Here is a 12,661-nt window from a genome sequence, read left to right on the forward strand (position 1 = left end):
TAATAAAGGAGCAAAGATGAGCGCAAGCTATCTGGAACAGTACGATGCGGCATCAGACGCAGACAAGCCATATCTCGCCCGGCGCTGGATGGATACGGAGCCTCTGCCATTTTTCAAGGAATTGCGCCAGAAGCGGCCTATTCTGGTAACACCGAAATTTACCCTGCTCACCCGTTTCGACGATTGCAGGGAAGTGCTGAATATGCCCAAGGTATTTACGGTTGAGCCCTACGTGCCAAAAATGGGCGACTACCTGATGATGCATGACGATGATGCCCTGCATACGCGGGAAAAATCGCTCATGCAGTGCATGCTGAATCGTAACGATCTCACGGCAGTGCGCGAGATGGTGGGCAAGGTCAGCAAGGAAATCCTCGACGACGCAAATGGAAATATCGAGATCGTAAATAGCTATTGCCGCATGGTTCCCGCCACCCTGGTACGGGAATACTTCGGGCTGACCGGGGCAAAACGCCAGGATCTGATTGAATGGTCCTATTGGAATCAGTACGACACGTTCCATAATCAGCCATTCGACCTTCTCCCTCCCGAAAAATCCCAATCCATTATCGACCGTCACAACGAAACGTCGAAAGCGCTGGGAATGTTTATCCTCGAGCTGATCGCCCGCCGCACGCTTCAAGTGAAAGCGGAAGAAATCACATTATCGACCCTCGTGCGGCTGGACGATGATATCGTGACGAGAATGCTGCGTACCGACTACCCGAAGCAACTGGAATTCGATATCAAACGATTGGGCATCAACGCCGGCGGCTTGCTGATCGGGGCGGTGGAAACGACTTCCCAGGCGGTCGCCCAGGTTATCCAGTACCTGATACAGCACGCTGAATGGCTGGCCAAGGCGGAAGCCGCAGCGACGAAAGAATCACTGACGGAATTCGACGGAATCGTATGGGAAGCGCTACGCTTCGTGCCCATCACCCCTTATCTTTTCAGAACGACGGCAAGCGATTACACCGTGGCCAAGGGAACGGAACATGAAACAGTTCTCCGAAAAGGCACTTACGTTCTGCCTGTCACGCTTTCGGCCATGTTCGACGAGCGGGCGTTCGAGTCGCCGGACGAGTTTATTCCGGGACGAAACTGGTATAACTACTGCCACTTCGGATTTGGAAGTCATGAGTGCCTGGGGCGCTATGTCGCCGGGGTAATGATCCCGGAAATGGTCCGGCAGGTGTTGATACGGCAGAATGTCACGGCGAAAGCGCCTATCGACTATAAGTCGGGCCCCTTCCCGGAACAGTATGATCTCGCCTGGGCCACGTAACCAGGAAGTCAGTCGTATGGTGAATCGTAAATCCGTTGCATAAAAAATATCCGCCATTCCGGACGCCGCGCCAGCGGTGAGCCGGAATCCGGGGCTTTTTCAGGCAGTGTACGCCCCGGTTTATTCGACGCAAATCCGGGCTGCTGTCATTTCGCTCCCGCTTCCTTCAGAAGCTTAACCACATCCTGATGGCGGTACTTCGATGCCAGGATCAGTGCGGTAGCGCCATTGCCCGCCTTGGCGTTCACATCTGCTCCCCATCTGAGCAACGCTTGTGCAACGTCCTTGTGCCCGATCTGCGATGTCAGCATCAATGCGGTGGCGCCATTGTCCAGGCGGGCGTTCGCATCGGCCCCCGCGGCAAGCAGCATATTCACTATCTCGACCCGACCCTCCTGGGCAGCCTGCATCAGCACCGTGACGCCGTCGGCTCTCCTGGCATTCACATCGGCGCCGCGCGCCAGCAATTCCCGTGCGATCAGGCTATGGCCTTTCTGCGCTGAGCGCATCAATGCGGTCGTACCATTACTTGTCTTTGCATTCGCATCCGCCCTGGTGTCGAGCAGCAATCGCACAACCTCTTCATAACCGTTTTGGGATGCGGCTATCAGCGCAGTCTCGCCATCGGCTCCCCTGGCATTTACATTGACTTTCGAGACAAGCAGGGATTTGACCCGGGAAAGATCGCCTGCCGCGGCAGCGGCCACAAGCTCACTCTCATTCCCGGCAGCGGACGTGTACGCCGCAAAGGATAAGCTTATCAGCAGGCACAAAAAACGTGCGCTGCTGCGCCATCCCCGGATTTCAGATATTCTTTCCATGTTTTCCAATTTCTCTCTACGATACGTCAAGTCTATCCAAGGTATATCAATGCCCGGGGCGTCCTCCCGGCACCTGCTGCCGATTTCATGAAACTGCAAATTCGGGCATGGACGTTTCATGGGCAACTCGCCGTGCTCCGACACTGTCTGAACAGATACTTTGAAGGCTCAATCCATCCCGGAGATCCGATGCAAAAGCTTCTTGCGCCATTATCGCTGCTATTGCTGTTTCTGCTGCCGGAAGTACCAGAGGCGAACTCCGCTGAGGCCCACGTTCGGCCAGGGCTATGGGAGATCACCACTACATCCACGCTGCTCGCCCTGGTGCCTCAAATTCCGCCGGATCAGATGCTGAACCTGACGAATCTGGCGAAGCAATATGGACTGGACATTCCCCAAATCCAGGATGGCGCAGTAACATCCAGAATCTGCATCACCAGGCAAATGGCGGAACAGGAAATTCCCTCCTATTTTCATGCACCTCAATTGGGATGCAGCGTGAAAAACGCAGTCCGGGAAAAAAACAGCTACAAAATGGATCTTGTATGCGCGGATTCCGCATTAAAAGGCAACGGGAGAGCAGAGGGGACCTTCGCCACCCCGGAAACCTTCTCTGGCTGGACCATATTTAATGGCAGACTCAACAATACCCCTGTAAGCGAAAACGCGGATACGAGCGGCCGCTGGATCAACGCCAGCTGCGGACAGTAAAATCCCACCCTGATTTCCCTTTCTCATGCGGTCAACTGCCGGACAGTCCTGCCAGGACTGTGATCCGAAAGGGCGTACGAAAAATTCTCAGGCAACGGGAAGCGGCTTCAGGGATAACGCCTGAAGCAGCTTTTCATGAATGCCACCAAAGCCTCCATTGCTCATGATCAACACCTGGTCCCCGGCCTGCGCTGCTCCCGCAACCGCTGCAATCAACTCTTCAAGGCTTTCATGGGTCTGGACCTTTTGTCCCAGGGGAGCCAATGCCTCACCCGCATTCCAGCCTAGATTGGCAGCATAGCAAAATACCAGGTCAGCCGCTGCAAGGCTATCAGCCAGGCTATCCCTCCAGACGCCCATTTTCATGGTATTGGAGCGGGGTTCCAGTACGGCAATAATGCGCGATGCCCCCATCTTCAGGCGCAGTCCATCCAATGTCGTGCGAATCGCGGTAGGGTGATGGGCAAAGTCATCATACACGGTAATATTGCTGGCAATGCCGAGGACCTCCATGCGGCGTTTGACATTTTTGAATTGCGCCAGGGCGGAAATACCGGCATCGATGGAAACTCCCGCGTGACGGGCGGCGGCGAGCGCGGCCAGCGCATTCATCCGATTATGCTCTCCCATGAGATCCCAACATAATCGACCTTGAAATCTTCCCATGAACCCGATGGAGATTTCCCCGTCCGGCAGAGTCTGCGCCTGCCATCCATCGTCCATCCCGAACCTTTCCACCGGTGTCCAGCATCCTTTCATGAGCACCCGCTCGAGATTCGGGTCCCGACCATTGGTTACGACAAGCCCGTTGCCCGGAACCACCCGGATAAAATGGTGAAACTGCTGTTCGATCGCCGCAAGGTTGGGAAAGATATCGGCATGGTCGAACTCGAGGTTGTTCAGGACAGCGGTTCTTGGGCGAAAATGGACAAACTTGGAGCGCTTGTCGAAAAAAGCGGTATCGTATTCATCCGCTTCAATCACAAAGAATGAAGAACTGCCGAGCCTCGCGGACGACCCGAAGTTCTGGGGTATTCCGCCTATGAGAAAACCGGGAGCCATGCCTGCGTATTCAAGTATCCACGCGAGCATGGAGCTGGTCGTGGTTTTACCATGCGTACCGGCGACAGCCAAAACCCACTTCTCGCGCAAAATGTTTTCCGCCAGCCACTGCGGCCCCGAAATGTAAGGCAGGTTGCGATTGAGTATTTCCTCCATCAATGGGTTGCCGCGCGCCACTACGTTGCCGATCACGAACAGATCGGGACGCAATTTTGCCTGATCCGGAGAAAAGCCTTCTATCAGCCCTATCCCCTGAGACTTCAATTGCGTGCTCATGGGCGGGTAAACCGCGGTGTCGCACCCGGTGACTTCGTGGCCTGCCTCACGCGCTATCGCCGCAATTCCTCCCATGAAGGTACCGCAAATGCCGAGAATGTGGATATGCAAACTTTTACTCCTGATCACTGGCCAGCAGCCGCAGCCATTATCTCCAGCTGAAGCGCCGATCTTCAAAAACGGTTAGGGGATCCCTGAACAAGCTTTCATTGGCGCAACCCTAGGGAAGCGCTGAATAAATCTCCGCTGGCGCGGCGGTGGCTTTGCGGGATGGGATGCGCGAAAGGCGACGACGCGAATGGTTGATCCCCTTCGCCAGGAGCCTGACAAGGCAGACCGCCCGCAAAGCCCCGCCCCATAAGGGTTGCAGTAAAATCGGGCGCTCACTGCGTTGCGCTCCTTGGCATCGTAGTCCCGGCTACGACCTGCGTCGCGCGTCTTATGATCATCCCGATTTTACCAGCAGCGCGCTCAGCGAGGATTTATTCAGCGCTTCCCTAGCTAGCCCCAAGTTCCGTACCCCGGCACATGGGGTACGGTATAAAATCGCCTTTCTTTACTATCTGCCGTACTCATCCGGTAAAGCCGTTTACGGCAAGGGGCAAGCCGTTTTCCCCTATCATATCAAGATTATTCGAAACCGGCGTTTAGCTGGGCGGCTCTTTTTGTTACACTTACCGCCTTGTGGTTATTTTTACTCGCTCACCGGCAGCATCGCAACCGGCTCAATGCAGCGTATCTTCCATTATCACAAACCCGACAGAAACGTGCGACATTTCGCATCATGAAAGTATCCGGAATTTTGGGCTTATCAATCTAAAACCGGTCATTCATCCGTGTTCCCGTGTGCCTTCAGGATGAATACACCCCAATGAAATCGCGTTTGCGCCATCCTCTCCTGGCATCTGTCCTGCTGCTCAGCGTTGCCTGCACGGCACTTGCCGACACTCCGCAGACCGGCTCACGAAGCAACGAGCGGAAAACGACAGGCGATCCGGCTGGTCCCGGTGGAAACAAACCCGCAGCTGTCGACGCGGAACGCCTGCCCGGCGGACATGAGTATCAGCCGGGCGATACGGATGAACTGGGGCTTCGGAGTGCTCCCGCTGCCTCCGCCGCACCAGCAGGATCTCATCAAAAAACCGGTACCGCAACTACCAGGGGAGAAAAACGAACGCGTGCCGACACCGAGCCCATGCCTGGGCATGCTGCCGAACAGGGCGAGGGCATGCTGCGCAGCACCCGGACAACGGTGGTCCGCAATGCCGCTCCACCCTCGAAAAATACTTTGACCTTGATTGAAGGTGAACATATCCAGGGACATCTTGCTGAGCAAGGGGACGCCAGGTTGCGCCTCGGGGGCCAGATCGAACCGGAGACGGGAAATCTGGCAAAAGCGACCCCAGTCACTGAAACCGCGAAAGACAAGCCGGTATTTATCGCAGCCGAGAGCTTGCGAGGACATACCGAGAAGGAGATCGAGGCAATTGGAAGGGCCGAACTGACGAGCGAAGACCGTTTTATCTCGGCGGATCGCATGAAATATCACCAGGATACGGAAGATGCGGAGGCCGAGGGCGGTGTTCGGGTGGAGCGGCGCGGAGACATCCTGGAAGGATCACGGCTCAAGTTCAATTTGGCGACTGAAACGGGAGAATTGGATAACCCCCGCTACAGCCTGAGGGATACCAGCAGCCGCGGGTATGCCGGTTCCGTGCTGTTCGAGGGGGAAAATCAGTATCGCCTCAGGCAGGCAACCTATACGACATGCCCCGCGGGAGAGGATGACTGGCTGCTCCAGGTGGATGACATGGAAATCGACAATACGCAAAAAATGGGTACGGGACGCAAAGTCAAGCTCACGTTCAAGGATGTGCCTATCCTTTATACGCCATGGCTGAACTTCTCGTTCAGCGGGCAACGCAAGACCGGTCTCCTGGCCCCGCTGTACGGCTATAACGTCCGCACCGGTATCGATATCACTTTCCCATTTTACTGGAATATTGCGCCCAACTATGATGCGACGATCTCGGCGCGAGCCATGAGCAAGCGCGGCGTGGCGCTGAACAGCGAATTTCGCTATTTGGGCCGAACCGGAGACGCCACGTTATTGGCTGATATATTGCCGCGCGATTTTCAAACCGAGGAAACCCGCTATCGCGTGTCGTACGGACAGAACCAGATCCTGGGCAAGGGCTTCTATAGCCGGCTGGACTATAACCGGGTTTCAGACGATTTCTATTTTCGCGATCTGGGCAATAACCTTAACGTCACTTCCCGGGTGAACCTGTTGCAACAGGCACTCCTGGGATATAACCGGAACCTGGGAAATAATGGAACGCTGAACGTCGTGGCACTGGGACAGCAGTTCCAGACCATCCAGGATCCGCTTGCGCCAGTTACCGCTCCTTACAAGCGCTTGCCCCAAGTCCAGGTAACGGTCAACAAGCCCGAGATTCTGGGAGCGGATCTCAATCTTGTCAGCAGCTGGACCAATTTCTCCCATCCCACGCTCATCAATGGCAATCGCGTTGTATTCTTCCCCAGCATCAGTTATCCCATGCGCAGTGCATTTGGCTACATCACGCCCAAGGTGGGGATACATCACACACGCTATTATCTTGATGCAGGAGCAGGTCCCGATAATCCGACCCGTACCTTGCCCCTGCTTAGCCTCGACAGCAGCCTGATGTTCGAAAGGCAGATGCAACTGGGAGGCGAGCGGTTCACCCAGACGCTTGAGCCACGCCTGTTTTACGTATATGTGCCCTACCGCAACCAGGATAATCTTCCGAATTTCGACTCCGGCAAGACTGACTTCAGTTTTGCCCAGATGTTGACTGAAAACCGCTTCAGCGGCAGCGACCGGATCAACGATGCCAATCAGGTTACCTTCGCGCTCACTTCGCGCTTCATAGAGCCCGGATCGGGCAAGGAGCGCTTTCGCCTTGCCGCTGGCCAGCAATTGAGCTTCAAAGACCGAAGGATTACCCTGGATACCCCTTCCACTGTCCCCAGAAGACCGGATTTCATAGGCGCGGTTACCGGCTTTATCACTCCGACGATCAGTACCGACTCGAGCGTTCAGTTTGACCAGAAGCACTTTACCGCGGAAGTCGTCCGTTCTGGATTGAGCTACCGTCCGGAACCCGGCAGGGTGGTGAATTTCGGTTATCGCTTCACTCGGGACGTGTTGCACCAGGTTGATGCCTCGTCGCAATGGCGGTGGTCGGAAAGATGGCAAACCGTAGCGCGGTTGAACTATTCCTTGCAGGACAGCCGGATTCTGGAAGGACTCGCGGGACTTGAGTATAATGCCTGCTGCTGGTCGCTGCGTTTTGTGGTTCAGCACTTGACCCTCGCAACCCAGAGAACGACCACGGCGGCTTTTTTGCAACTTGAGCTGAACGGCCTCATGCAAATAGGTTCAAACCCGCTACAGGTGCTGCAGCGAAGCATTCCTGGATATACCCTGATCGGCAGCCAGGGAAGTGGCGTAGTGGAAGGAGTACAATGAGGCATATGGCCGGCCGGGGATACGATTTTTCTGGTGGATAGCCGTTACCGCATTTTGAACTTCTCTCTCAAGCTCCATCCAATGGGTGTCCGATTCGCCTTGCGCTCTCTTATCCTCGTCCCGGTGCTGGCCGCCACCAGCGCTATTGCGCAGCAAGCCGAGGCGACCGGGACCATCGAGGTCATAGACCGTATCGTCGCTGTCGTGAATGAAAGCGTAGTCACCCGCCAGGAACTGAACGAGTCGCTGCGCACTGCCATAAAGCAGTTGCAGAAACAAGGCGTGCAGCCTCCTCCTCCCACCGTGCTGGAAAAGCAGTTGCTGGAGCGCATGATATTGAACCAGGTACAATTACAGCTTGCCAAGGAAACAGGCCTGAAGGTAAGCGACACCGAGCTTGATCAGACGCTGCGCCGCATCGCCCAGGAAAACCGGATGTCCTTGCCCGAGTTTCATGCAGCGGTAGAGCGGGATGGCATCAGCTTCAACAAGTTTCGCGATGAAATTCGCGATGAAATCATATTGGTGCGCCTCAAGGAACGCGAGGTGAACAATCGGGTCAACGTCACCGAAGGGGAAGTGGATAATTTTCTGCATGGCCAGGAAACCTCTGGTGATCGTAACGATGAGTATCGCATTGCCCACATCCTGATATCGGTGCCGGAAAAGGCGGACCCGCTGCAGCGCAACATACGCCGGCAACGGGCGGAGACGGCATTGATCCAGTTGAAAAACGGTGCGGAATTCAGCGAGATAGCGGCAGAGTTTTCGGATGCCGGCGATGCCATGCAGGGGGGTTTGCTCGACTGGCGCCCGGCTGCCCAGCTTACGGCGAAGTTTGCCGAGGTCCTGACTTCCATGAAACCGGGTGAACTGACTCCCATCATCACCAGCGCCACCGGCTACCACATTCTCAAGCTGGTCGATCGCCGCAGCCAGCAGTCTGCGGACGCAGCATTGGTGAATCAAACCCACGCCCGGCATATCCTGGTGAAAATAAGCGAGCTCACGTCCGAAGCCGATGCCCGGCGCAGGATAATCGAACTCAAAGAGCGGCTGGACCATGGAGCCAAGTTTGATGAACTGGCGAAACTGCACTCTGAAGACGGAAGCGCGCCATCCGGAGGGGATCTGGGCTGGGTTTCGCCTGGGGATACGGTACCGGAATTCGAGCATGCGATGAACAGACTCAAAGATGGGGAAATCAGCGGGCCGGTGCAATCTCCTTTTGGATGGCATTTGATCCAGGTCCTGGAGCATCGTTCCAAGGATATGAGCGATGAGAAAAAACGTCAGACCGCTCGGCAGGCAATTCGGGCACGCAAGGCGGACGCGGCTTTTCAGGAATGGGTACAGCGATTGCGCGACCGGGCTTATGTTGAATACCGGCTGGAGGAAGGCTGAAAAACCTCCGGGGTTCCATTGCCTGGATACCAGTCTGCAACAGAAACATCTTTAAAATCTCTCTCTATCGGTCAGTGACGCCTCCTGAACTCGCACTCCCCCGCCCCATGACACTCGTTCTCACAGCCGGGGAGCCCGCGGGGATCGGTCCGGACTTGTGCGTGCAAATTGCGCAGCTTGACCTGCCGTGCCGGCTGGTCGTTATCGCTGACCGCGGCCTGTTGCAGGAACGCGCTCACTTGTTGCGGCTTCCGCTGGAAATAACCCCGAGCCATGGCATCGAGGGAGCGCCGCACAAAGCGGGCAGCCTGCAGGTGTTGCATATGCCCCTTACCCGGCCAGCCATTCCTGGCACACTTGACCCCGCGAATTCGGGCTATGTTCTAAAGACTCTGCAGCGGGCGATAGAAGGTTGCAATGCCAGCGAATTTGATGCGCTGGTCACTGCGCCGGTTCATAAAGGCATCATCAATGATGCAGGCATCGCTTTCACCGGGCATACCGAATACCTGTCCGAGCTTGCCCACAGTCCCGTGGTCATGATGCTCGTGGGAGGCGGAATGCGGGTAGCGCTTGCGACCACGCATCTGGCATTGAAAGATGTTGCCGCTGCCATCACGAGGGAAATGCTGGAAAAAAAACTGCACATCATCCAGCATGACCTGGTGAGACGCTTCGCCATTCCCGTTCCGTGCATCGCAGTGGCGGGATTGAATCCTCATGCCGGAGAGTCAGGCCATCTTGGAAGAGAGGAAATAGACGTCATTATTCCCTCCCTGGAAAAGCTGCGTGCTGCGGGCATGAATCTGCCTGGTCCGCTGCCGGCCGATACCCTGTTCCATCCCGACAGGATAAGGAATTATGATTGCATATTCGCCATGTATCACGATCAGGGATTGCCAGTGCTGAAATATGCGAGCTTCGGCGCCGGAGTGAATATCACTCTCGGCTTGCCCTTCATCCGTACGTCGGTGGATCATGGCACGGCACTGGAACTGGCGGGGACGGGCAAAGCCGACCCTGGAAGCCTGGTGGCGGCAATCAGGATGGCGTCGGATCTGGCTGCAACTCGAAAACCGGTAGCCTGAGTTGCTTCCAATCATGATCCGGGGCGTAAAATGCAACAGCGGTTAATGCAGCACGTTCCCCGCAAGCGTTTCGGCCAGAACTTCCTCATCGATCCAGCCGCCATAGCGGGAATCATTACCGCGATCCATCCCAATAATGGCGACCTCCTAATGGAAATTGGTCCCGGGCTGGGCGCGCTGACCCGACCGCTGCTGCGATCGCTCGATCATCTGCACGTAGTGGAAATCGACCGTGATATCGTCGAACGCCTGCAGCGCCAGTTCCCTGCGGATAAGCTGTCCATACATACGGGCGATGCGCTGGAATTCGATTTTGCCTCTCTCGGCCAGAATCTTCGTGTGGCCGGCAACCTCCCCTACAATATCTCCACTCCCCTGCTGTTTCATTTAGGTCAATTCGCGGACAGCATCCGGGATATGCACTTCATGCTGCAAAAGGAGGTCGTCGATCGCATGATAGCCGCTCCCTCAACTTCCGATTACGGCCGGCTTTCGGTCATGCTGCAATGCCGCTTTGAAATGGAACAGCTTTTCGTTGTGCCGCCGGAAAGTTTCCATCCCATTCCAAAGGTCGAGTCCGCCGTGATCCGGATGATCCCGCTACGGCCAGCCGCTATCGCACCGGACAGGGAAAAGGCGTTCGCGGATATTGTCTCCGCTGCATTTTCTCAACGGCGCAAGACCTTGCGCAACACGCTGCGAAATTATCTCAAGCCGGACGATTATCAGAAGCTCGAAATCGACCCGATGGCACGGGCGGAGAACCTGTCGGTAGCGCAATTCGTTGCGGTTACGGAATATGCGGGTACCCGGCCATGAGATTGTAGTAATACTATCGCACTATCGGTGGCTTTCGTATCCATGGGGAAGCCACATTTTGATTCCATATCCCCAGCACGAGGCCAGCGCCGTTCCTCCAGCCCGCTAAAATAAATTCCCGATTTCCGTTTTTACCCGAACCGAACGAGAAATGGCACTATCATCCTGAATCCGGCAGTTGACCACTCATTTCCAGTTTGGAGTTATGATCCACAAAAACTATCCACGGTACTCGGCGTTCACCTGTATGATGAGTTCGCTACAGGGCGGATTCAGGATCATTCTCTTCACATCTCCTCTGAATATTTAAGGATATTTATGAAGACGCTCAAGAGATTGATTATTGCCATAGGAATCGGTATCTCCGGACTCGCCGTGTTCATCTATTCCGGTGCGTTCAATATTGCCGCTGATGAGCCGCACTGGCCTGCAACCTTCAAGATCCTCAACATGGTACGCGATCGCTCGGTCGAGGTGCGTTCCGGCACGCTGGCGCCACCGCCCGATTTGAGCAACGAGACCCGCATCAAACTGGGCGCCGGGAACTACGACGCGATGTGCACTGCTTGTCACCTGCGGCCCGGCATGGAAGAATCCGAGTTGCGCCTGGGCCTGTATCCCAAGCCGCCGCAATGGCGCGAATTCGATATGCTCGATTCGAGCAAGGCTTTCTGGATAGTCAAGCATGGCATCAAGATGAGCGGCATGCCAGCCTGGGGCAAGAGCATGAACGATGAACACATCTGGAATATCGTCGCCTTCTTGCGCAAGCTTTCGGAACTCACTCCTGCTGCCTACGAGGGACTCGTCGCCAGCAGCAGCGGGCACAAGCATGACAGCGAGGGAGCCGAACCACATCATCACGATGAAATGTAAAGAAAGTATGGTATCTGGTTGATCCTGATGTCCCGGTCCTTCCGGGATACATAAACAACCATACCGGACTCTCTTCGATTCAAAATGCTGGCATAAGTCAAGATTGGCCTCACAATGAAGAATAATCGCGATGCGTTCTTGAAGGCATGAGCAAAAAATCCATCCTGCAGGCTCTTATCCTGTCAGCCTTGCTGGCGTGCGTTGCGCCGCAGCCAGCCTTCGCCGAAATCTACTGGTTCACCGACAGCGAAGGCGTAATGCACTTTTCCAATGTGCCTACAGATAAACGTTATATTCCATTTGCCGGTCCCAATCGTGCCGTGGACGACAAGACCGGCGCCAGGCGAAGCGCCAGGCGAGCCGGATCACCGGCCAAGGCCCGGTATGAGGCCACCATCAAAGCGATCGCCGATGCTTATGCCCTTGAAAGCGCGCTGATCCACGCAATCGTATCTACGGAATCAGCCTATGACACATCGGCGGTTTCGAAAAAAGGGGCGGCTGGCTTGATGCAACTCATGCCGGAAACCGCGCAGCGCTACGGTGTGACGGACCGGTTAGATCCGGTACAGAATCTTCACGGCGGCGCGCGTTACCTACGCGACCTGCTGAGAATGTTTAATGGGAATCTAAGCCTGGCGCTGGCTGGCTACAACGCCGGGGAGAATAGCGTCGTCAAGCATGGTTATCAAATCCCGCCCTATGCAGAAACCAGGACTTACGTGCCCAAAGTGCTGGAGCTGTATCACCAGTATCGGAAAAGCACCGGGATCGCTCAAACGAAACGAGAAAGCTGATC

At 55.5% G+C, this 12,661-nt stretch carries 10 protein-coding genes; 8 read left to right on the plus strand and 2 right to left on the minus strand.

All coding sequences use genetic code 11. The annotated features are described in order from the left end of the window. The first annotated feature begins 16 nt into the window (after positions 1-16). Positions 17-1,288, plus strand: coding sequence for a cytochrome P450 (locus ACZ5CE_RS12935; protein WP_464575320.1), 1,272 nt, complete (start codon positions 17-19; stop codon positions 1,286-1,288). Positions 1,289-1,434: 146 nt separating this feature from the next. Here ACZ5CE_RS12935 and ACZ5CE_RS12940 read toward each other — a convergent pair whose 3' ends face one another. Further along, positions 1,435-2,109, minus strand: a complete 675-nt coding sequence (locus ACZ5CE_RS12940) for an ankyrin repeat domain-containing protein (protein WP_464575321.1) — start codon at positions 2,107-2,109, stop codon at positions 1,435-1,437. 189 nt (positions 2,110-2,298) lie between these two features. Here ACZ5CE_RS12940 and ACZ5CE_RS12945 point away from each other — a divergent pair, with 189 nt between their 5' ends. Then, complete coding sequence (locus ACZ5CE_RS12945) at positions 2,299-2,820, plus strand: DUF3617 domain-containing protein (RefSeq protein ID WP_464575322.1); 522 nt, start codon at positions 2,299-2,301, stop codon at positions 2,818-2,820. An 87-nt stretch (positions 2,821-2,907) separates the two neighbouring features. On the opposite strand, the gene mpl is transcribed toward ACZ5CE_RS12945, so the two are convergent. Next, positions 2,908-4,269 carry a UDP-N-acetylmuramate:L-alanyl-gamma-D-glutamyl-meso-diaminopimelate ligase gene (mpl, locus tag ACZ5CE_RS12950; protein WP_464575323.1) on the minus strand — a complete coding sequence of 454 codons (1,362 nt, stop codon included), beginning with the start codon at positions 4,267-4,269 and terminating at the stop codon, positions 2,908-2,910. 760 nt (positions 4,270-5,029) lie between these two features. Between mpl and ACZ5CE_RS12955 the strand changes: the two genes are divergently transcribed. The 6 genes from ACZ5CE_RS12955 to ACZ5CE_RS12980 all read left to right on the plus strand — a co-directional run bounded on the left by ACZ5CE_RS12955 (position 5,030) and on the right by ACZ5CE_RS12980 (position 12,659). Beyond that, positions 5,030-7,675, plus strand: a complete 2,646-nt coding sequence (locus tag ACZ5CE_RS12955) for an LPS-assembly protein LptD (RefSeq protein ID WP_464575324.1) — start codon at positions 5,030-5,032, stop codon at positions 7,673-7,675. 81 nt (positions 7,676-7,756) lie between these two features. Beyond that, complete coding sequence (locus ACZ5CE_RS12960; RefSeq protein WP_464577522.1) at positions 7,757-9,079, plus strand: peptidylprolyl isomerase; 1,323 nt, start codon at positions 7,757-7,759, stop codon at positions 9,077-9,079. A 107-nt stretch (positions 9,080-9,186) separates the two neighbouring features. Continuing rightward, the gene (gene pdxA, locus ACZ5CE_RS12965; protein WP_464575325.1) at positions 9,187-10,167 is read left to right on the plus strand and encodes a 4-hydroxythreonine-4-phosphate dehydrogenase PdxA; all 981 of its coding nucleotides are present in this window, start codon (positions 9,187-9,189) and stop codon (positions 10,165-10,167) included. A gap of 45 nt (positions 10,168-10,212) precedes the next feature. Beyond that, complete coding sequence (gene rsmA, locus ACZ5CE_RS12970) at positions 10,213-10,986, plus strand: 16S rRNA (adenine(1518)-N(6)/adenine(1519)-N(6))-dimethyltransferase RsmA (RefSeq protein WP_464577524.1); 774 nt, start codon at positions 10,213-10,215, stop codon at positions 10,984-10,986. A 318-nt stretch (positions 10,987-11,304) separates the two neighbouring features. Continuing rightward, positions 11,305-11,862, plus strand: coding sequence for a c-type cytochrome (locus ACZ5CE_RS12975; protein WP_464575326.1), 558 nt, complete (start codon positions 11,305-11,307; stop codon positions 11,860-11,862). 146 nt (positions 11,863-12,008) lie between these two features. After that, complete coding sequence (locus ACZ5CE_RS12980; protein WP_464575327.1) at positions 12,009-12,659, plus strand: lytic transglycosylase domain-containing protein; 651 nt, start codon at positions 12,009-12,011, stop codon at positions 12,657-12,659. Positions 12,660-12,661: the final 2 nt, after the last annotated feature.

The organism is Nitrosospira sp. TNL200 (assembly GCF_055386305.1).

Excerpts from the sequence above, each read along its gene's own strand:
- pdxA (WP_464575325.1), top strand. The coding sequence starts at position 9,187 with ATGACACTCGTTCTCACAGCCGGGGAGCCCGCGGGGATCGGTCCGGAC.
- ACZ5CE_RS12960 (WP_464577522.1), top strand. The coding sequence starts at position 7,757 with ATGGGTGTCCGATTCGCCTTGCGCTCTCTTATCCTCGTCCCGGTGCTG.
- ACZ5CE_RS12940 (WP_464575321.1), bottom strand. The coding sequence starts at position 2,109 with ATGGAAAGAATATCTGAAATCCGGGGATGGCGCAGCAGCGCACGTTTT.
- ACZ5CE_RS12935 (WP_464575320.1), top strand. The coding sequence starts at position 17 with ATGAGCGCAAGCTATCTGGAACAGTACGATGCGGCATCAGACGCAGAC.
- ACZ5CE_RS12975 (WP_464575326.1), top strand. The coding sequence starts at position 11,305 with ATGAAGACGCTCAAGAGATTGATTATTGCCATAGGAATCGGTATCTCC.
- ACZ5CE_RS12980 (WP_464575327.1), top strand. The coding sequence starts at position 12,009 with ATGAGCAAAAAATCCATCCTGCAGGCTCTTATCCTGTCAGCCTTGCTG.
- ACZ5CE_RS12955 (WP_464575324.1), top strand. The coding sequence starts at position 5,030 with ATGAAATCGCGTTTGCGCCATCCTCTCCTGGCATCTGTCCTGCTGCTC.
- rsmA (WP_464577524.1), top strand. The coding sequence starts at position 10,213 with ATGCAGCACGTTCCCCGCAAGCGTTTCGGCCAGAACTTCCTCATCGAT.
- ACZ5CE_RS12945 (WP_464575322.1), top strand. The coding sequence starts at position 2,299 with ATGCAAAAGCTTCTTGCGCCATTATCGCTGCTATTGCTGTTTCTGCTG.